The sequence below is a fragment of the Devosia sp. UYZn731 genome (genome assembly GCF_040546795.1).
In the GTDB taxonomy this organism is placed as follows: domain Bacteria; phylum Pseudomonadota; class Alphaproteobacteria; order Rhizobiales; family Devosiaceae; genus Devosia.
In genome coordinates this window covers 128,379-146,320 of sequence record NZ_JBEPOL010000003.1, presented here as the reverse complement: position 1 = coordinate 146,320, position 17,942 = coordinate 128,379, and the positions used below count along the sequence as shown (strand labels likewise).

Annotated in this window: 19 protein-coding genes; 4 read left to right on the top strand and 15 right to left on the bottom strand. The window is 61.8% G+C overall.

Features of this window, described 5'->3' with window-relative positions:
* Positions 1–3: 3 nt before the first annotated feature.
* Positions 4–426: a VOC family protein gene (locus ABIB57_RS08595; protein ID WP_354040004.1), complete on the bottom strand. Its 423-nt coding sequence runs from the start codon at positions 424–426 to the stop codon at positions 4–6.
* A 221-nt stretch (positions 427–647) separates the two neighbouring features.
* On the opposite strand from ABIB57_RS08595, the gene ABIB57_RS08590 reads away from it, so the two are divergent.
* Positions 648–845: a hypothetical protein gene (locus ABIB57_RS08590; protein ID WP_354040003.1), complete on the top strand. Its 198-nt coding sequence runs from the start codon at positions 648–650 to the stop codon at positions 843–845.
* Between the two features lie 18 nt (positions 846–863).
* On the opposite strand, the gene ABIB57_RS08585 is transcribed toward ABIB57_RS08590, so the two are convergent.
* Together ABIB57_RS08585 and ABIB57_RS08580 are read right to left on the bottom strand one after the other, a co-directional pair.
* Positions 864–1,700, bottom strand: a complete 837-nt coding sequence (locus ABIB57_RS08585; protein ID WP_354040001.1) for an SMP-30/gluconolactonase/LRE family protein — start codon at positions 1,698–1,700, stop codon at positions 864–866.
* A 140-nt stretch (positions 1,701–1,840) separates the two neighbouring features.
* The gene (locus tag ABIB57_RS08580) at positions 1,841–2,317 is read right to left on the bottom strand and encodes a VOC family protein (RefSeq protein WP_354039999.1); all 477 of its coding nucleotides are present in this window, start codon (positions 2,315–2,317) and stop codon (positions 1,841–1,843) included.
* 331 nt (positions 2,318–2,648) lie between these two features.
* Here ABIB57_RS08580 and ABIB57_RS08575 point away from each other — a divergent pair, with 331 nt between their 5' ends.
* The 3 genes from ABIB57_RS08575 (at position 2,649) to ABIB57_RS08565 (ending at position 5,439) form a co-directional block, all read left to right on the top strand.
* Positions 2,649–3,563 carry an NmrA family NAD(P)-binding protein gene (locus tag ABIB57_RS08575; RefSeq protein WP_354039997.1) on the top strand — a complete coding sequence of 305 codons (915 nt, stop codon included), beginning with the start codon at positions 2,649–2,651 and terminating at the stop codon, positions 3,561–3,563.
* 1,015 nt (positions 3,564–4,578) lie between these two features.
* Entirely contained in the window at positions 4,579–4,983 is a 405-nt protein-coding gene (locus ABIB57_RS08570) for a hypothetical protein (protein WP_354039995.1), read from the top strand.
* A 210-nt stretch (positions 4,984–5,193) separates the two neighbouring features.
* On the top strand, positions 5,194–5,439 hold the full coding sequence (locus tag ABIB57_RS08565; protein ID WP_354039993.1) for a hypothetical protein: 246 nt from the start codon (positions 5,194–5,196) through the stop codon (positions 5,437–5,439).
* 65 nt (positions 5,440–5,504) lie between these two features.
* Here the strand turns inward: ABIB57_RS08565 and ABIB57_RS08560 are convergent, their stop codons facing one another.
* From ABIB57_RS08560 to ABIB57_RS08505, 12 genes are all read right to left on the bottom strand, one after another.
* The gene (locus ABIB57_RS08560; RefSeq protein WP_354039991.1) at positions 5,505–7,646 is read right to left on the bottom strand and encodes a sodium-translocating pyrophosphatase; all 2,142 of its coding nucleotides are present in this window, start codon (positions 7,644–7,646) and stop codon (positions 5,505–5,507) included.
* Between the two features lie 216 nt (positions 7,647–7,862).
* The gene (locus tag ABIB57_RS08555; RefSeq protein WP_299731968.1) at positions 7,863–8,159 is read right to left on the bottom strand and encodes a YggT family protein; all 297 of its coding nucleotides are present in this window, start codon (positions 8,157–8,159) and stop codon (positions 7,863–7,865) included.
* Between the two features lie 306 nt (positions 8,160–8,465).
* Positions 8,466–8,891 carry a hypothetical protein gene (locus ABIB57_RS08550; protein ID WP_354039989.1) on the bottom strand — a complete coding sequence of 142 codons (426 nt, stop codon included), beginning with the start codon at positions 8,889–8,891 and terminating at the stop codon, positions 8,466–8,468.
* Positions 8,892–8,973: 82 nt separating this feature from the next.
* Positions 8,974–9,582, bottom strand: a complete 609-nt coding sequence (locus ABIB57_RS08545; protein WP_354039987.1) for a DedA family protein — start codon at positions 9,580–9,582, stop codon at positions 8,974–8,976.
* Between the two features lie 115 nt (positions 9,583–9,697).
* Positions 9,698–11,512: a translational GTPase TypA gene (gene typA, locus ABIB57_RS08540; RefSeq protein WP_354039986.1), complete on the bottom strand. Its 1,815-nt coding sequence runs from the start codon at positions 11,510–11,512 to the stop codon at positions 9,698–9,700.
* Positions 11,513–11,721: 209 nt separating this feature from the next.
* Positions 11,722–11,934, bottom strand: a complete 213-nt coding sequence (locus ABIB57_RS08535) for a VOC family protein (RefSeq protein WP_354039984.1) — start codon at positions 11,932–11,934, stop codon at positions 11,722–11,724.
* Positions 11,935–11,945: 11 nt separating this feature from the next.
* Positions 11,946–12,101 (bottom strand): hypothetical protein, encoded by a 156-nt coding sequence (locus tag ABIB57_RS08530; protein WP_354039982.1) that lies wholly within the window; start codon positions 12,099–12,101, stop codon positions 11,946–11,948.
* A gap of 26 nt (positions 12,102–12,127) precedes the next feature.
* Entirely contained in the window at positions 12,128–12,733 is a 606-nt protein-coding gene (locus tag ABIB57_RS08525) for an RNA polymerase sigma factor (RefSeq protein ID WP_354039981.1), read from the bottom strand.
* A 119-nt stretch (positions 12,734–12,852) separates the two neighbouring features.
* Complete coding sequence (locus tag ABIB57_RS08520) at positions 12,853–13,509, bottom strand: ferritin-like domain-containing protein (protein WP_354039979.1); 657 nt, start codon at positions 13,507–13,509, stop codon at positions 12,853–12,855.
* 11 nt (positions 13,510–13,520) lie between these two features.
* A complete protein-coding gene (locus tag ABIB57_RS08515) occupies positions 13,521–14,177 on the bottom strand; it encodes a ferritin-like domain-containing protein (RefSeq protein WP_354039977.1) in 657 nt (218 codons plus the stop codon).
* Positions 14,178–14,426: 249 nt separating this feature from the next.
* Positions 14,427–16,556 (bottom strand): EAL domain-containing protein, encoded by a 2,130-nt coding sequence (locus ABIB57_RS08510; protein WP_354039975.1) that lies wholly within the window; start codon positions 16,554–16,556, stop codon positions 14,427–14,429.
* Between the two features lie 132 nt (positions 16,557–16,688).
* Positions 16,689–17,912 (bottom strand): argininosuccinate synthase, encoded by a 1,224-nt coding sequence (locus ABIB57_RS08505; protein ID WP_354039974.1) that lies wholly within the window; start codon positions 17,910–17,912, stop codon positions 16,689–16,691.
* Positions 17,913–17,942 lie beyond the last annotated feature (30 nt).

The following is a 17,942-nucleotide window of genomic DNA, read 5'->3' as shown; positions in this document are numbered from 1 at the left end:
TGCTTAAAGCCCGAAGGTCACGTGCCCATCGGCGTCGATCGGCCAGGATGGGTTCCAGGCGATCTCCCAGGCATGATCGTCGGGATCGGCCACATAGCCACGAAACCCGCCATGCGGCGGCGCATCGCCATTGCGCAAAATGCGGCCGCCGGCGCTGGCCAGTTGATCGAGCACGATCTGCACCTGTTCCTGCGTGGGCACGTTATGCGCCAATGAAAACGCGCCGGGTCGCACGAGGCCGCTCCGGTTCATGTCCGCTTCCAGCGACGCCTGCTGGAAGGTGCCCAGCACGAAGCCGTTCATCTGGTAAAAGGCGATTTCGGCATTTTCGAACACCGGCTGCCAGCCAAAGCCCTGCGTATAAAAGCGCCGCGACCGTTCAAGATCGACAACGCCCAGCGTAATGACGGAAATCTGGTTTTGCATATCCAAGTCCTTGTGCTCGCGGACGCATTATTGCGTCAGCGTCAAAGGTCTTGGGACTCATCGCCTGGGCGAAGGACAGGACCCGCCTACACGGGGTCGGGCTAACCGCACCGACTGAACCTTTTTCGACAGCGCCGTTTTACCGGCTTCGAGACGAAATGCAAACGTGATTTGCCGCTTATCCCGTGCCGGGCGCATCGTCGCTCCGATAGGAGACGGTCATGAAAATTCTCGGCAATATCGTCGGCGTGGTCCTGCTGTTGGTGGGTGCATTATGGACGCTGCAGGGCGCCAATGTGCTGGCGGGCAGCGTGATGTCGGGCCAAAGCCAATGGCTTTATATCGGCATCGTTCTGCTGATCGTCGGGCTGGTCGCGCTGTATTGGACCAATATGCGCAAGCCCATGCCTCGGCGCTGATCCACAGTGTGCTAGGGGCTACCGGCTTTTCGGAAAGCCCGCATGGGGCACGGCCACGCTGGTGCTATAGAGCTTGCCCGTCGGGTGATCGGTATTGATTTGGCCTGTCCATTCGTTGGCGGTGATAAACAGCGTGCGCCCGTCGGCACCGCCCAGCATGCACGCAAAGGCCATCAGGTCGAGCGGCACCTCTTCGAGCACCCTGCCCCCTTCGGCCACCCGCACGCACCGCTGGCCTGAACCGGCCCAGACGGCGCCCTCCGCATCCATGCAGATGCCGTCGGCACCCTGTCCATCGAGCTTGGCCCAGACCCGCTGGTTGGAAAGGCTGCCATCATCGGCAATATCGAAGGCCGTGAGGTTGCCGTTGAACGATTCCGCGCAGATCAGCGTCCTGCCATCCGGCGTGATCGCCATGCCATTGGGAAAGGCCAGCTCGCCAGGCTGACGCTGGACCCTGCCATCCGGCGTGACCAGGAGAATGAAGCCCGGCCGGAATTGGCCGCCGGGGAATTCGAAATTGACGCAGTTGAGATAGCTATTGCCTCGCCCGTCCACCACGATTTCGTTGCAGGCGTGGTCCAGGGCGGCGAACAGGGACAGCGAGCCATCCTCGGCCAGAACCTGCAGCGCCTTGGCGCGCGCATTGACCACGAGGCATCGGCCATCGGGCAGCCAGTCGATCGAGAATGGCAGTGACGCAACCTTGGCGACCGCAGTGCTGTGGCCGTCCTCGGTCACCGCATAGAGCGTTTCGGCCACCCAATCGGCAAACCAGATACGGCCATCGTGCCAGCGTGGCGACTCCCCCAAAAGGATGCCGGCCTGCAAGGTCTTGAGCTGGTAATCGGACATTGTCATCTCCATGCCGCGGTTATGACAATGTCGCGCGACCCGGGCCCATTTCGACACCCACGCTGGATTTCTGCCGCAAACGCGAAGGGCGGGACCGTTGCCGATCCCGCCCCTGATAGCATGCGATGAAACGCCGGGGATTACTTGCGCGGGTTTACGGGGCGCATGAGGCTGGTGACGCCCTTGCCGGCATTGAACGCCTTGATGGCATCGTACTGCACGCAATCGGGCGCCATTTCCATCAGCTCGATGCGGTTGCCATCGGGATCTTCCACCCAGGCGCCGCGATTGTTGTCGAGGCCCTTCTTGTCGACGAACGGGTTCATCAACGCGATGCCGGCTGCGTCCAGCTCGCGGAGCGCCGCGTCCATGTCATCGACGGTGATGCAGAGGTGATTGAAGCCGGTCGGCTCCGGGCCGGGCGACCGCGCGACGCCGCCGCCGGTCAGCTCCAGATAAAGATTGTCGTCGAACTTGAGGTAGACGATCCACGGCTTGTGGTCCTCGTCGGTCAGCTCGAGAAAGAGCTTGAAGCCCAGCGTCTCGTAGAACGCGATCGAGGCCTTGAGGTCCCGCGTCTTGAAATTGATATGCCCGAGCGTCTGAAACGCACCCATGGTCTTCTCCCTGTGCCCTAATGGCGGTGGCGGAAGTTTTACGGCATATTATCGCTAATACAAGGGTGTCGAGGCAGATTATTCCCATATTAATGGCCTGCCCGTGCCGGCAATGTTCGCCGGGGCCGATTGGCCTTGAAGCAAAGGCAACGGGCCCGCTGCGCCACTCCATAACCTGTCCCTATTCCAAGCCACGGCAGGAAACGACGCCATGATAGCGTATCGCCCTGACCTCGTGGATAAGTGCACTGCGCAGTGGCATGGCCGAACAGGCTCGACGCAACCCGCCGCCACAACCCGCGTTGCTTGCCCACACAGGTGAGGATTTCCCATGACATCGACAATCGCCCTGGCCGGCGCGACCGGCAATCTCGGCCTCCGCATCGCCAAGGCCCTGCGGCACCAGGATGCTGAAGTCTGGGCACTGGTGCGGCCGCAAACCGGGGAAGACAAGCTGGCCGCCCTGATCGAGAGTGGCTGCACCGTGGTCAAGGTAGACTTGGCCAATCCCGAGCAATTGCGGGCGGCGCTCAAGGGCGCTGACGGAGTGATCTCGGCACTGCAGGGCCTCCGCGATGTCATCGTCGATACGCAGACCGACCTGCTGAATGCCGCGGTCGCCGTGGGGGTCAAGCGCTTCATTCCCTCGGACTATGCCGCCGATTTCACCAAGACGGCAGACGAGCCCAACCGCAATTTCGACATGCGGCGGGAGTTCGGCACGGTGCTGGATGCCGCCCCGATCGAGGCGGTCTCGGTGCTCAATGGCATGTTCATGGACCTTCTGGCCTATGGCATGCCGCTGTTCGATCTGCGCAAGCACAGCGTCAGCTATTGGGGCGATGCCGATCAATTGCTCGACCTGACCACGATGGACGACACCGCTGCCGTCACCGCGCTGGCGGCGCTCGATCCGCAAGCGCCGCGTTACGTGCGGGTCGCCGGCGACCAGATCAGCGCTGCGGGATTGGCAGCGCTGGGCGGCGAGCTCACCGGCACAGAGTTTGACCTGGTGCGCGCCGGCAGCATTGCCGAACTCAGCCAGGCCATCGACAAAACCCGCGCCGCCGATCCCGGTGGGGAAAACGAGGAATTTCCGCGCTGGCAGCAGATGCAATACATCCGCAACATGATGAGCGGCAAAGCCAAGCTGGACCCCGTGGACAATGCGCGGTTTCCCTCCATCGCCTGGACCACGGTGCGCGATTTCGCGACCGGCATGCTGGCCCATCAGGGCGGGGGCTGACGTGGGGCGTGCACAAACGCCGCGCGGCTGGGGCCGGCGGATCAAATGAGCGGTGATGGCGAGACCGCGGCCTCGTAAGGTAGATGAAGAGTGAGGCCGAGGTCTCGCCACCACGCCGGGATTTGTCGCGGGTCCGGTTCAAGACGCGGTATTATTGCAACCGCGCAAGCCGAATTTCCCCCGCGCAAGATGGACGACTCCACCTCCCCGGCCGTCTCCCCGCTCATCACTCGTCATGATCGCGCTCTGGCGGGGCGATGGGAGGAGTTTACGCGGGGTAGAGGGGGCGGGGATAAGATGGATGAGGGGCACCGCCATCGCCCAGGCCACAGACCTGCTTCTCCCCCTTCCAGGGGGAGGCCGGGTGGGGGTACCAGCGCCCAAATTTCGCAGAATAGCACCCCCACCTTGATCCTCCCCCTGAGAGGGGGAGGTGTCGACTGAGGCCTTGGTCGACACCATTCGCAACTTGCGGTTACGCACCGCGCTCCCACACACGCGATGTCATCCCCGCGCAGGCGGGGACCCATCTCAAGATACTCCCGTCCGCAAGGTAGCCGAACAGCGATCTGGCGGGATGCGGACTGATCTCGAGATAGGCCCCTGCCTTCGCCGGGGCGACACCGTGGGTGGGGCGGCATTGAAGATTTCTCTTACGACCTCAGAGCCTAATCCACTTCCCGACAATCCGCTCATCGCTCGTCATGATCATGCCTAGCGGAGGGGCAGCGGAATAGGAGTAAGATGAATTACGTGCTCGCCTGGCGACTGCAAATACTTGGCCCGGCAACAAATCTGCCTGTTAGAAAACAATTCCATCGGTAAGTAACTGTATTTACAAAGCAAGGCAGCGGGTGTAACGAAAAACCATTTTTTCGTTACACCCGCTGCCTTGATCTAATATTTGCTCGATAATATTTTTAGTAAGTTTTTGTTTTTGTTGTAGAAAAACGATCTCCGTGCAAATAAGGCGGCCATATTGCTAGGTCTTATGGCACCCTGTAATGTCCTTGTAATGAGATCCAAAACACAACTCCTGAAAAGCCAAGATCGCCTAAAGGCCGCGGTTGAGGCGCTGCGTGACGAGCTTCGCCAGATAGAAGACGAGTTGCGCCAGTATGACCGCAGTGTCCCTCTCAACGACGAATTCTTTTGGGACAACTTGGTCCCGCTTTTGGCAAAGACCTCAGGGGGACTGACAAGCGCAGAAATCCAACGGCAACTGGAAACGGCAGGCCATGAAATCAACACCATCAGCCTTCGTACTTTTCTCAGCCGCAACAAGGCACGTGGCCGACTACTAACGTTTGACGCACCTTCGCCAGCAAGATGGCAGATTTCTCTGCACACGTCACACCTAATTGGCGGGCTTGGCGTTAGAACGGTCGAACAGCCGTCTGAATGGTATCACATCAAGTAAGCGTTTTAGCGCCATGCGCGCAAATGGATTGGACCGTCCGAAGCTACCAACAACGGACGGCCCAAGCCCCGGAAATTCGGTGTTCGAACCGCGGGGCACGTGGTCTGTTACAACCAGTATGATGGAATCATCGTCTGGCCTCCACGTCAAGGTTCGGCATCACAACCCGTGCGGGATGATCCCCATGGGAACCTTGATCAAGGAGCCAACATGGCTTGGTACACTAACGCATCCACGCTGACGGTCAGCGACGGAACTGGTGACTGGTGGAAGAATGTCTACAGCCCAAGCGACGGAGTGCCCGTATCCGGCATCTATCGCTGCGTGGGTTGTGGAAAGGAAGTGACCTGCAACGATCCTGATCGCTTCCCACCGCAGAACCACCACCAGCATTCCTCCCAGCAAGGAGCCATCCGCTGGAAGCTGAGTGTTCGCACGAATACCAAGGGCGATTAGCCGAAGTCACAGAAGGCCCGGAGTTTCCTCCGGGCCTTCTTAATTCCAGTCCAGACAACGTCTGGTCAGCCCAGATGCGCCAGCACTGCCAACAGCAACAGCGCCACGATGTTCGTAATCTTGATCATCGGGTTCACAGCCGGGCCGGCCGTGTCCTTGTAGGGGTCGCCGACGGTATCGCCCGTCACGCTGGCCTTATGCGCCTCGCCGCCCTTGTGGTGGACGACGCCGTGGCTGTCGGTGAAACCGTCTTCGAAGCTTTTCTTGGCGTTATCCCAGGCGCCGCCGCCGGCGGTCATGGAGATCGCGACGAAGAGGCCGGTGACGATGACGCCCATCAGCATGGCGCCCAAGGCCGCAAAGCCTTCGGCGCGGCCGGCGATCCAGAAGATGGCGAAGAACACCACGATTGGCGACAGCACCGGCAGCAGGGACGGCACGATCATTTCCTTGATCGCCGCCTTGGTCAGCATGTCCACGGCCTTGGCATAATCGGGCTTGGACGTGCCCTTCATGATGCCTGGATCGGCCTTGAACTGGCGGCGAACCTCGACCACCACCGATTGGGCGGCGCGACCCACCGCCGTCATCGCCATGCCGCTGAACAGGAACGGCAGGAGACCACCGAAGAGGAGGCCGACGACGACGTAAGGATTGGCCAGCGAGAAATTCACCGCCGCCATGCCGTAAAAGAAGCTGCCCTCGACCGCATTGGCGACGAAGTATTGCAGATCCTGCGTATAGGCGGCGAACAGCACCAGGGCGCCCAGGCCCGCCGAGCCGATGGCATAGCCCTTGGTGACGGCCTTGGTGGTATTGCCCACGGCGTCGAGCGCGTCGGTATTGTGGCGCACTTCCTTGTCGAGACCGGCCATTTCGGCGATGCCGCCGGCATTGTCGGTGACGGGGCCAAAGGCGTCGAGCGCCACGACGATACCGGCCAAAGCCAGCATGGTGGCAACCGCGAAGGCGATGCCGAACAAGCCCGCCAGATTATAGGTGACGATGATGCCGGCGATGATGACCAAAGCCGGCAGCGCCGTGGACTCCAGCGACACGGCGAGGCCCTGGATCACGTTGGTGCCATGGCCGGTAACCGAGGCTTCGGCGATGGAATTGACCGGGCGCCGATTGGTGCCGGTGTAATATTCGGTGATGACGATGATCAGCCCGGTAATGGCCAGGCCCGTCACGCCGCACCAGAACAGGCTCCAGGGCGTGAAGGCTTTTTCGGCGGTGCCGAGGGCGGCATTGAGATCGCCGAAGACGAAATACAGCACCGGCAGCAGCACGATCAGCGACAGCACGCCGGTGGCGATGATGCCCTTGTAGAGCGCGCCCATGATATTGTTGGAGGCACCCAGCTTGACGAAATAGGTGCCGATGATCGAGGTGACGACGCAGGCGCCGCCAATGGCCAAAGGCAGCACCATGCCGGCCAGCTTATAGGCATCGGGCAGCACGATGGCGGCCAGCACCATGGTGGCCACGATGGTCACCACATAGGTTTCGAACAGGTCGGCCGCCATGCCGGCGCAATCGCCAACGTTATCGCCGACATTGTCCGCGATGGTGGCCGGGTTGCGCGGATCGTCTTCGGGAATACCGGCTTCGACCTTGCCCACCATATCGCCGCCCACGTCGGCGCCCTTGGTGAAGATGCCGCCGCCCAGACGCGCGAAGATCGAGATCAGGGAAGCGCCGAAGCTCAGGGCCACCAGCGAATCGATGACGGTGCGGCTGGTGGGCGCAAAGCCCATGCCGGTCAGGATGATGAAATAGAGCGTGACGCCCAGAAGGCCGAGCCCCGCGACCAGCATGCCGGTAACGGCGCCGGATTTGAAGGCCAGGTCGAGCCCCTTGGCCAGCGAGGTGGTCGCCGCCTGGGCCACGCGTACGTTTGCCCGCACGGAAACGTTCATGCCGATGAAACCGGCCGCGCCGGACAATACCGAGCCGATCAAAAAGCCGATGGCGGCATAGATGCCCAGCAGGAAAAACGCGGCGATCAGGATGACCACGCCCACAATGGCGATGGTGGTATATTGCCGCTTGAGATAGGCCGAGGCGCCTTCGCGCACGGCGGCTGAAATTTCCTGCATCCGGGCCGAGCCCGCATCGGCGGCCAGCAGGGTTTGCGTCGTAACGACGCCATAAACGATAGACAGACCGCCACACACGACGATCAGCCACAATGCCAAAGTCATAGACTTGTCCTCAAACTAGGGTCCTCCGAAGTCCCCTGCCGGGCGCCGATTCTACGATCGGTCGTCCCAGCCCTCCGCGGGCCTTCTCGTGAGGCAAGCTTAGTCGGATTGTTTTGGCTTAAGCAATGGGAAACGCGATGTTTTGTCGCGGGGGCGCCCAAACGAAAAGGCTCAGCCCGATGAGGCTGAGCCGATAGGGCAGCGCTGCCGTCACGCCTAATACAGGCGCAGCAGGCGCGGCAGGTCGTTGGCGATGAACGACTGCAGGAAGAAGATGATGACGAAGACGATGATGGGGCTGAGGTCGAACCCGTTCACCGGCGGGATCAGGCGGCGGATCGGGCGCAGGATCGGCTCGGTGATCGCGTTGACCACCTGCCACAGCCCGGCCACGAAGGCGTTGCGGGTATTGATCACGTTGAAGCTGATGAGCCAGCTCATGATGATCATGATCAGAAACACCCACCAGACCAGGGTCAGCACCATGGAGAGGGTCTGCAGCAAAGCGATCATTAAGGTCCCCTGTGTCGTGAACAGTCACGGCAGCATATGCGCTCGTATGTAAGGCGGCTTGGCCCGACCCACAAGTGCAACGCTATCAAGCACAAGAGCCCCGCACCGGGCAACACGGGGCAGGGCTCGAATGACTGACATCCGGTACGCAGTACAAAATCCGGACAGGACCCTAATTGCACGAAGCGTGCCAAGCCGCAGGACGCCGGAAACGCTGAGATTATCGGGTTAAGGTCTTGTAAAGTTTCGCGAATTGCGGAGGGGATGGATTGCAGAATGCAAGGGGCTTTGCATTTTGCAAGTGACTCACATGCACGGGTTCATTAGTGGCTCGCGCGGCACTGAAAGGAGGTCCGCAATATCCGAAGTGACGGTGGCGGGGTCACCCTGCCGGATTCCCCAGATCATCGAAGCAAAAGATCCGTCGCCCGGTTTGAACGCACAGGCATCGTCTGGCACCTGCGAGGCGAACGTGAGCTTCTTCTCGTCAAGCATCTGCTGGCTAACAGGCGTGGATGAGTTCTCAATAATGAAGGCGTCCATCTTGGCAATACCCGTCTCAACAGCGCTATCCACCGCATTGTGCATCCAGCCGCACTTTCGGGAGTGTTGATCGATCAGCTGGTAGATGCCCCACACGCACAGCACAGGTCCCTTGCCACTGGCATCGGCCGGTGGAGAACGGTCCTGACCGTAAGCGGAACTTGAGGACACCACGAGGGTCAGCAGCACTCCGATAGTGATCCACCGCATTGCAACGCCCGCCCTTGGCCATTCGGCGAAGCTACAGCGGGGTTACCAACTCAGCAAGCGGTCAGCCGATATCCTTGATCGGCTTCCAGGTGATGAAGCGCCAGATGTAGATCACCACGGCCACGGCGACGACGGCGGTGGAGACGGGATCGACCCAGCCTTCGACCAGATCGTACTGCTCGTGCAGTAGGTAGCCGGCGGCGGTGAGGATGGCGGTCCAGACCGTCGTGCCGACCGCCGAGACGATGAGGAATTTCCACACGGGCATCGCCGCAAGCCCGGCGGGCACCGAGATCAGCGTACGGATGGCCGGGACCAGGCGGCCGAACAGCACCGCCCATTGCCCATAGCGGCCGAACCAGTGCACGGCCTTGTCGATATCGTCTTCGGAAATAGTGGCAAAGCGGCCGAAGCGGTTGCACAGTTTTCGGAAGCGCTCGATGCCGAGCAGGCGCGCGGCGACGTACCAAGCCAGCGTGCCCACGATGGAGCCGGCAACACCGGCAATCAGCACGCCAAAAACATTAAGATCGCCATTGGCGGCGGCAAAGCCGGCGAATGGCATGATGAGTTCGGACGGAATGGGGGGGAAGATATTCTCGGCCACCATCATCAGGAAAATCCCGAGATAGCCCCACTGGGTCACGAAGCCGATGATCCATTCACTCATGGGATACTCCTGGTGCCTGACAATAGATAAGGGCCAACCCGCAGTCCGCCCTACCACCTGTATTGAGTGGCGAGAGCGGGTGCGTGTTGGCCCTTATGATCTTAAAACCCGAGGACTAGCTGGCCTTGGTGCCGCGCATGGCGCGCTTGCGATCATTGGGGTCGAGCCAGATCTTGCGCAGGCGGATCGACTTGGGAGTGACTTCGACATATTCGTCTTCGGCGATATAGCCGAGTGACTGTTCGAGGGTGAGCTTCTTGGGCGTGGTCAGGCGCACCGCTTCGTCCTTGGACGTGGTGCGGATGTTGGTGAGCTGCTTGCCCTTGAGCGCATTCACTTCGAGATCGTTCTCGCGCGAATGCTCGCCGATGATCATGCCTTCATAGATATCGACGCCGGAGTCGATCATGATCGGGCCGCGATCTTCCAGGTTCCACAGCGCGAAGGCCACGGACTGGCCGGTGCCGTTGGAGATCAAGACGCCGGTGCGACGGCCTGGCAGGTCGCCCTTGAAGGGGGCGAATTCATAGAACAGGCGGTTGAAGATGGCAGTGCCGCGGGTGTCGGACAGCAATTCGGGCTGGTAGCCGATCAGCGAGCGGGTCGGCACGTGCAGGCGAATACGCGTACGGCCAACGCCCGAAGCGCGCATTTCGACCAGATCGCCTTTGCGCTCGGTCATCTTCTGCACGACGGTGCCGGTATATTCATCATCGACGTCGATGATGACTTCCTCGATCGGCTCCATCTTGACGCCGTCGACTTCGCGCATCAGCACCTTGGGACGACCAATGGTGAGCTCGAAGCCCTCGCGGCGCATGTTTTCGATCAGCACGGCCAGCTGCAATTCGCCACGACCGGCAACGTCGAACGAGTCATTGTCGTCGCCCGGGGTCACCTTGATGGCCACATTGCCTTCGGCTTCGCGCATCAGGCGCTCGCGGATGACGCGGGACTGCACCTTGTCGCCTTCGCGCCCGGCGAGCGGGCCGTCATTGATGCGGAAGGTCACCGACAGGGTCGGGGGATCGATCGGCTTGGACGCAATTGGCGTCATGTTCTGCGGCACCGAGATGGTATCGGCCACGGTGGTGGTTTCGAGACCCGCGATGGCGACGATGTCGCCGGCTTCGCCGATATCGACCGGCGTGCGCTCGAGGCCACGGAAGGCCAGAACCTTGGAGACGCGGCCCTTTTCGATGATCTTGCCTTCACGCGACAGCGTGTGGATCGGATCGCCCGGCTTGACCTGGCCCGAGAAGATGCGGCCGGTCAGGATACGACCGAGGAAGGGGTTGCGCTCGATGGTGGTGACCAGCATGCGGAACGGGCCTTCTTCGACCTTGGGTTCCTTGACGTAATCGATGACCTTGTCGAGCAGCGGGCCGAGGTTGTCCTTCGGGCCTTCCGGCTGCTCGCTCATCCAGCCCTGCTTGGCCGAACCGTAGAGCACTGGGAAATCGAGCTGCTCGGGGGTCGCGTCGAGCGCGATGAACAGATCGAAGATTTCTTCGAGAACTTCGAGGTGACGCTCGTCGGACTTGTCGATCTTGTTGATCGCCACGATCGGGCGCAGGCCCTGCGCCAGCGCCTTGCCAAGCACAAACTTGGTCTGGGGCATTGGGCCCTCGGCCGCGTCGACCAGGATCACCACGCCATCGACCATGGACAGGATGCGCTCGACTTCGCCGCCAAAGTCGGCGTGGCCGGGGGTGTCGACGATATTGATGCGGGTGTCTTTCCAGAGCAGGCTGGTCACCTTGGCCAGGATAGTGATGCCGCGCTCGCGCTCGATATCGTTGGAATCCATGGCGCGTTCTTCAACGCGCTCGTTTTCGCGGAACGAGCCGGACTGCTTCAACAGAACGTCGATCAGCGTGGTCTTGCCGTGGTCAACGTGGGCGATAATGGCGATATTGCGCAAAGACATAGTGATCAGGCCTCTTTGGCATGATCCCAAAACCTTGGGCCGCGAAAGGGGCGGCGGCAAACGGCTGAACCATGCAGGAATAACATCGCGCCACCCCTCGCGAGAATGCGGGACTGGCACAGTTGGCGGTGCCTTACATGAGAACAGCGTTTTCCACAAGCGCAGCACGCGCAGAGGTGGGTTGCGGACGGCCGGAGCCGCCAGCAGGGTCACGTCAGCGAGCGCGGCAACTCGCCCGATTGCCAGAGCCCGAGGCCAAAGCCATCCGGGTCCAGAAAGTCGGCGCTCCAGCCGCCGGGCGCCTCCGACACCGGGGTGACGATGGTGACGCCCTTGGTGGCCAGTCCGGCCACGATGTCGTCGATGCCCCCCTCATCGACGGTAAAGATCAGCGCCGGCGTATTGCCGCGCACGCCATCCATCTGAAAGAAAATCAGGTCGAGGCTACCCAGCGTGCCCTGCAGCCAGAACGGCTCGGCGCCCTCCTCGCGGCTGAGCGCGAGCCGAGGGTCTGGTTGTAGAATTTCTCGGTGCGAACAATGTCGCTGACATAAAAGACGATGCTGGCGCTCTTGGGTTTAAAGCTCATGGAGCCCTCCTTGCTGGTTACGTCCCTTATTGCCGCGGCGCCGACTTTTGTGAGCGCCGCACGATAAAAAGATGGCCATCGGGATCATGGCTGGCAAACAGGCCGCCGTGCTGCTGCAGGCTGGGCAGCAGCGCATCGCGGATTTTTCCATAGGCGAGGTCCAGACTAAGCCCCGGCAAATCGGCGGGCAGCGCCAGGCCCGCCAGCACCACGCGGCGCCGCAGATCGCTGATACGCCGGCGCAAGGCAGTGTCGGTCAGACCCAGCAGATAAGCGATTTCACGCCGGTTGTGGCCCGAGAGGGTGAGGGCCGCGACGGCCTTGAGCGCCGGCGGCAAGGCGGCCAGCAGGGTGGCGACCTCCGATGGCTCGGTGGCCGGCGACGGTGGCGCCGCCTGAGCCTGCCACTGGGTGTCGCGCGTGCGGCGACGGCCGGCGGTGCGTGTGGCCATGCGTGCCTTGTTGCGCACCGTGCCGGCCAGCCAACGGGCCGTATCAGGCGCATCGAAATCGGTGCGGCCGGCAAGCACTGCCGCCAGCAGGGCCTCCTGCACCATATCGTCGGCCGCGCCCGCATCGCGTCCCTCGCGGCGGGCTATGGCACGGAGCTGGGCGTACAGGGCGGGGCGCATGCGCCACATTTGGCAAAAGGCCCAATCAAACACAACCGCCGCCTTCCCGGAGGAAGGCGGCGATGATTACAAGCGCCGCGCCCCGGCGGGGGCGCGGCTGACCGTCCCAGTCTTGCGGTTTAGGCCAGGAACGGCGTTGCGGCGGCAAGCACGGCAGACTTGCTCAGCGGCTTGTCGAAAGCCCCATCCCAGCCGAGGCGCAGCCCGATGCGACGCACTTCGGAGGCATGGCGAGCTTCCACCGAGTGGATCTGCAGCGCCGTGGTGAGGACCGGCGTGCCGGCAAGATTGCCGGCCTGACCCTTGTAGGCGGCGACGCCGAGATCCTCGAAAGTCTGGCTCAGGGTCAGAAAGGTGTCGAAGTTGGAGAACACGTCGGCATATTTGCCGCCAGCGGTGAAATCGACGGCCGGTGCCTTGACGGCGGCGGCGCCGAGCGCGCCCTGCAGCAGCTTGACGTGGGCGGTCTCATGCTGGCCGATGGTGCGGAACACCGTCTTGTACTTGCCTGGGATCAGGCCGCTCGCCTTGTTGCCGGCGTCGTAGAAGGCCGCTTCCAGATATTCGAGGGTCAGCGCGAAATTGAGCACGTCCTCGACCTTCTTGGGGAGCGCCTGCCCGAAAGCCTCGTTGGATGCCAGGGCGATCACCAGCGGAGCACTGGCGAGGAAACCAGCGCGACGGGCATATTTGGCGAACACATCGCGGCGGCTGGAGAGAATGGTATCGGCGAGTTCGGGTTCGATCTCGCTCAGGATTGAATTCTGTTCGGTCATTTTGCTGATCCTTAAGCGAGGGAAGCGGCGGTGACGGGGGTCTTGATGAACGGGGCCGCCTTGGGCAGCACCTGGCTCGGCAGCAGCGCGCCATCGAGGCCCTTGCTATCGACATGGCCACGACCGACGGCCTGGGCGCTATAGGGGCGCAGCAGATCGGAGATGGCGGCGGCATGGCGCGCCTCGATCGACACGATCGAGCCGGCAGCGGCGAGATAATCGACATTCTTGATCAGCTGACCGGCGCCGTTATAGGCGGCAACGCCCAGGTTCTCGAACACTTCGGCAGTGCCCAGCACGCTGGCACGGCTGCCGAAATCGACGGCCGAGAAATCGACTTCCAGAGCGCCGATGGCGTTGCGGCCAAGCGCCTTCTTGAGGAAATCGCGGTGGGCGATTTCATGGTCGCGGATCGAGGTCAGGATGACCTGGTCGTTTTCCTGCATGCTGGAGAACGGGGTCTTGAGCACCTGGATGTAGAACGCCGCTTCGAGCTGCTCCAGCGCATAGGCATAGTTCAGCACACCCACATCGCCGTCGCCGAGTTCGGCGCCCAGCGCGGTGGAAATGCCGAAGTTCGGCAGCAGCGAGCCCGCGACCATGATGCCGGCACCAACGCCGGTCCACTTGAGAATATGGCGCCGTGACGCCTTGGTCTGCATGTCCATGTGAAATCTCCATATTGCAGGAATGCACCTGCGCTTGGCTTACTGACGCCTGTGTTCAGTTACGGCCCGCAACGGGAGAAGTTTCACAATGTATCCGGTGCCGAGCGCCGGTATATTTTTACGGACGGCAGGAAATCGCGCGGAACGGCCCAAGATGCGTTGCGTTCACGCGCCCGATGACCAGCCGGCTCGCGAACACTGTGGAGCGAGGGTGGTTCCATCACTGTAGATTGAGTGCAATAGGCGAGCTTAAGACGCTTTTTTCCGCTGGGTCTGGCGCGTGGCCACTTCGCTATGCAGCAGATTGGCCAGCGCGGCGGGCGGCAGCGGCGGCGAGAACAGGAAACCCTGCACCTCATCACAGCCCTGGCTGCGCACCATTTCGAGCTGGTCTTCGGTCTCGACGCCCTCGGCGGTGGTCGACATGCCCAGCGACTGTCCCAGCCCGATCACCGCCTTGATGATGGCGAGGCTATCGCCGCGGGAGGTGAGATCGCGCATGAAGGAGCGGTCGATCTTGATCTTGTCGAAGGGGAAGCTTCGGAGATAGCTCAGCGACGAATAGCCGGTGCCGAAATCGTCCATGCAGATGCGCACGCCCATGGCCCGCAGGTCGTGCAGGGCTTTCAGCACGCTATCGCTTTCGGCGAGCAGCAGGGATTCGGTGATTTCCAGTTCCAGTCGCGTCGCCGGCAGCTTGGCATCTGCCAGCGCGGACTTCACCAGCCCCACCAGGTCCCGGTTCTTGAACTGCACCGGCGACAGGTTGACGGCGATGCGGATTTCGCCTGGCCAGCTGGCGGCGGTAAGGCACGCCTGACGCAAAACCCATTCGCCGATCGGCACGATCAGCCCGGTTTCCTCGGCGATCGGGATGAACTCGACCGGCGAGATGGCGTGCTCCTCATGGTCCCAGCGCAGTAGCGCCTCGACGCAGGTGACGCGGTTTTCGCTGAGGCCGAGGAGGGGCTGGAATACCAGGCGCAATTCCTGGCGCTGGAGCGCCAGGCGCAGGCCGGCCTCGATGGACCGCCGCTGTTGCAGCACCGCATCCATGCCGCTTTCGAAGAAATGATACGTCGAGCGACCTTCGCTCTTGGCCTTGTAGAGCGCGAGGTCCGCGTTCTTGACCAGCGTATCGGTCTTTTCGCCATCGCCGGGGCCGACCGCGATACCAACGCTAGCGCCGATCTCGATCTGCTGGCCGCCGATCATGAACGGGGCGGCGATGGACTTGATGATGCGATCGGCCACCCGCGCCGCATCGGCCGCGTCCTCGACGGGCCGCATCAACAGGGCGAATTCGTCGCCGCCCAACCGCGCCAGGATGTCGGTTTCCCGCGTCGTGCCCCACAGCCGCGCCGAAGCCTGCTTGATGACTTCGTCGCCCACCGCATGGCCCAGCGTGTCATTGACGGCCTTGAAGTGATCCAGATCAATATAGAGCACGGCGGCCATTTCGCCCCGCGCCAGCCCGGCCTCGGCCTTGGCCATCTGCTCGAGGAATTCGATGCGGTTGGGCAGGTCGGTCAAGGCGTCATGGCGCGCCAGGTGGCGGATGCGCGCCTCGTTCTGGCGCTGCTCGGTAATGTCTTCGTGGGTCGACACCCAGCCGCCATCTTTCATCGGATGGTGCTGCATCATGATGGTGCGGCCATTGAGCTCGTGGATATTCTTGCCGTATTCCCGCCGCGCGATGACGTCGCGCCGCCACAGCACATATTCCTCGCGCGTGCCACCGGCGCTCATGCCGACATCGAACAGATGGCCCAGAATATCTTCGAGCTGGATGCCCGGCTTGATCAGCCGCTCGGGCAGATTATAGATTTTGATGTAGGGCTGGTTGCAGATGACGAGCCGCCCGCGCGGGTCGAACATGCAAAGACCCTGGGAGATATTGTTGACCGCGGCGTCGAGGCGGATGTTCTGGCGCTCCAGCTCCAGCTTGCGCTTCTGCACCAGCTCGGTGCGGGCCATTTCGTCGGTCACATCCTCATGGGTGATAACCCAGCCAATGGCCGGCGAATAGACATGGGCGGTTTCGATGACGCGGGCGCCGTGCACCACTTCCTGCGTCTTGGCCCGGGCGCCATGACGATTGTTCAGCAGCGCGTCCGTATAGGCCTCGTAGAATTCCTGGGGGGTCTGGTCGGGATGATTGCCGAGCGTGGAGGATAGATTGACCACCTCCTCCAGCGTCATGCCGCGCTGCAGTGCAGTGCTGGAAAAGCCGTAGATATCGCGGTAATTCTTGTTCCACATCACCAGGCGAAACTGTGGCGACCAGACGCAAAAGCCATAGGGAATGCTCTCGAGCGCTGCATCGAGTAGCAAGGCCTCAGCCATTTCGCTCAGATTGCCAGCGTCTTCTGCCTGCACCCGATCCATCTCCCGCCATAATGCATTCTGCACGACGCTTGGATGACAAGCTAGAGGGCGCTGCTTAAGGGGGCCTTAAAACGATTTCAGGGATGCCGGACGGTAAAGACTTTACCATCCGGCATGACTTGGCTAGCGGCCGGCCTTCTTGTTGCGCGCCGCATAAGTCTTGAGGCGCAGGCCGTTGAGCTTGATGAAGCCCTCGGCATCCTTGTGGTCATAGGCGACGGCGCCTTCTTCGAAGGTCACGAGATCCATCGAATAGAGCGAGAACGGCGAGGTGCGGGCGATGACGCTGGCGCTGCCCTTGTAGAGCTTGAGGGTGACTTCGCCGGTGACGAAGGCCTGGCTCTTGTCGATCAGCGCCTGCAGCATTTCGCGCTCGGGCGCGAACCAGAAGCCGTTGTAAATCAGCTCGGCATACTTCGGCATCAGCTCATCCTTCAGATGCGCCTCGCCACGGTCGAGCGTGATCGATTCAATGCCGCGATGCGCCACCAGCATGATAGTGCCGCCGGGGGTTTCGTAGAGCCCGCGGCTCTTCATGCCAACAAAGCGGTTTTCCACCAGATCGAGCCGGCCCACGCCATGCTTGCCGCCCAGCTCGTTGAGCTTGGTGAGCAGGTTGGCTGGGCTGAGCTTGACGCCATTGACCGAAACCGGATCGCCCTTCTCAAAACCCACGGTGATGATTTCAGGCTCGTTGGGCGCGTCTTCCGGGTTAACGGTGCGCTGCGCCACGTAATCGGGGGCCGGCACTGCGGGGTCTTCCAGCACCATGCCTTCGGACGAGGTATGCAGCAGGTTCGCATCGACCGAGAACGGCGCCTCGCCGCGCTTGTCCTTGGCGATCGGAATCTGGTTGCGTTCCGCATAGGCCAAGAGCGCCGTGCGGCTGCGCAGGTCCCATTCGCGCCAGGGCGCGATCACCTTGATCGAGGGATCGAGCGCATTGGCGGTCAGTTCGAACCGCACCTGGTCATTGCCCTTGCCGGTGGCGCCATGGGAAATCGCGTCGGCGCCGCTCTCCTGGGCGATCTCGACCAGCCGCTTGGCGATCAATGGCCGGGCGATCGAGGTGCCGAGCAGGTAGACGCCCTCATAGACCGCATTGGCGCGGAACATCGGGAAGACGAAATCGCGTACAAATTCCTCGCGCAGGTCCTCGATGTGGATTTGCTTGATCCCCATCATCTCGGCCTTCTTGCGCGCCGGCTCCAGCTCTTCGCCCTGGCCCAGATCGGCGGTGAAGGTGATCACCTCGCAATTGTAGGTTTCCTGCAGCCATTTGAGGATGATCGAGGTATCGAGCCCGCCCGAATAGGCCAGCACGACTTTCTTGATGTCTTTCGCCATAGTCCGTCCCCTGTATGATTGCGTGGAACG

Coding starts and splice junctions, on each gene's coding strand:
- ABIB57_RS08515 (WP_354039977.1), bottom strand. CDS start 14,177: ATGGACATGCAGACCAAGGCGTCACGGCGCCATATTCTCAAGTGGACC.
- ABIB57_RS08525 (WP_354039981.1), bottom strand. CDS start 12,733: ATGCGCCCCGCCCTGTACGCCCAGCTCCGTGCCATAGCCCGCCGCGAG.
- ABIB57_RS08580 (WP_354039999.1), bottom strand. CDS start 2,317: ATGGGTGCGTTTCAGACGCTCGGGCATATCAATTTCAAGACGCGGGAC.
- ABIB57_RS08535 (WP_354039984.1), bottom strand. CDS start 11,934: ATGGATGGCGTGCGCGGCAATACGCCGGCGCTGATCTTTACCGTCGAT.
- ABIB57_RS08595 (WP_354040004.1), bottom strand. CDS start 426: ATGCAAAACCAGATTTCCGTCATTACGCTGGGCGTTGTCGATCTTGAA.
- typA (WP_354039986.1), bottom strand. CDS start 11,512: ATGTCTTTGCGCAATATCGCCATTATCGCCCACGTTGACCACGGCAAG.
- ABIB57_RS08575 (WP_354039997.1), top strand. CDS start 2,649: ATGACATCGACAATCGCCCTGGCCGGCGCGACCGGCAATCTCGGCCTC.
- ABIB57_RS08505 (WP_354039974.1), bottom strand. CDS start 17,912: ATGGCGAAAGACATCAAGAAAGTCGTGCTGGCCTATTCGGGCGGGCTC.
- ABIB57_RS08520 (WP_354039979.1), bottom strand. CDS start 13,509: ATGACCGAACAGAATTCAATCCTGAGCGAGATCGAACCCGAACTCGCC.
- ABIB57_RS08530 (WP_354039982.1), bottom strand. CDS start 12,101: ATGAGCTTTAAACCCAAGAGCGCCAGCATCGTCTTTTATGTCAGCGAC.
- ABIB57_RS08570 (WP_354039995.1), top strand. CDS start 4,579: ATGAGATCCAAAACACAACTCCTGAAAAGCCAAGATCGCCTAAAGGCC.
- ABIB57_RS08590 (WP_354040003.1), top strand. CDS start 648: ATGAAAATTCTCGGCAATATCGTCGGCGTGGTCCTGCTGTTGGTGGGT.
- ABIB57_RS08585 (WP_354040001.1), bottom strand. CDS start 1,700: ATGTCCGATTACCAGCTCAAGACCTTGCAGGCCGGCATCCTTTTGGGG.
- ABIB57_RS08565 (WP_354039993.1), top strand. CDS start 5,194: ATGGCTTGGTACACTAACGCATCCACGCTGACGGTCAGCGACGGAACT.
- ABIB57_RS08555 (WP_299731968.1), bottom strand. CDS start 8,159: ATGATCGCTTTGCTGCAGACCCTCTCCATGGTGCTGACCCTGGTCTGG.
- ABIB57_RS08545 (WP_354039987.1), bottom strand. CDS start 9,582: ATGAGTGAATGGATCATCGGCTTCGTGACCCAGTGGGGCTATCTCGGG.
- ABIB57_RS08560 (WP_354039991.1), bottom strand. CDS start 7,646: ATGACTTTGGCATTGTGGCTGATCGTCGTGTGTGGCGGTCTGTCTATC.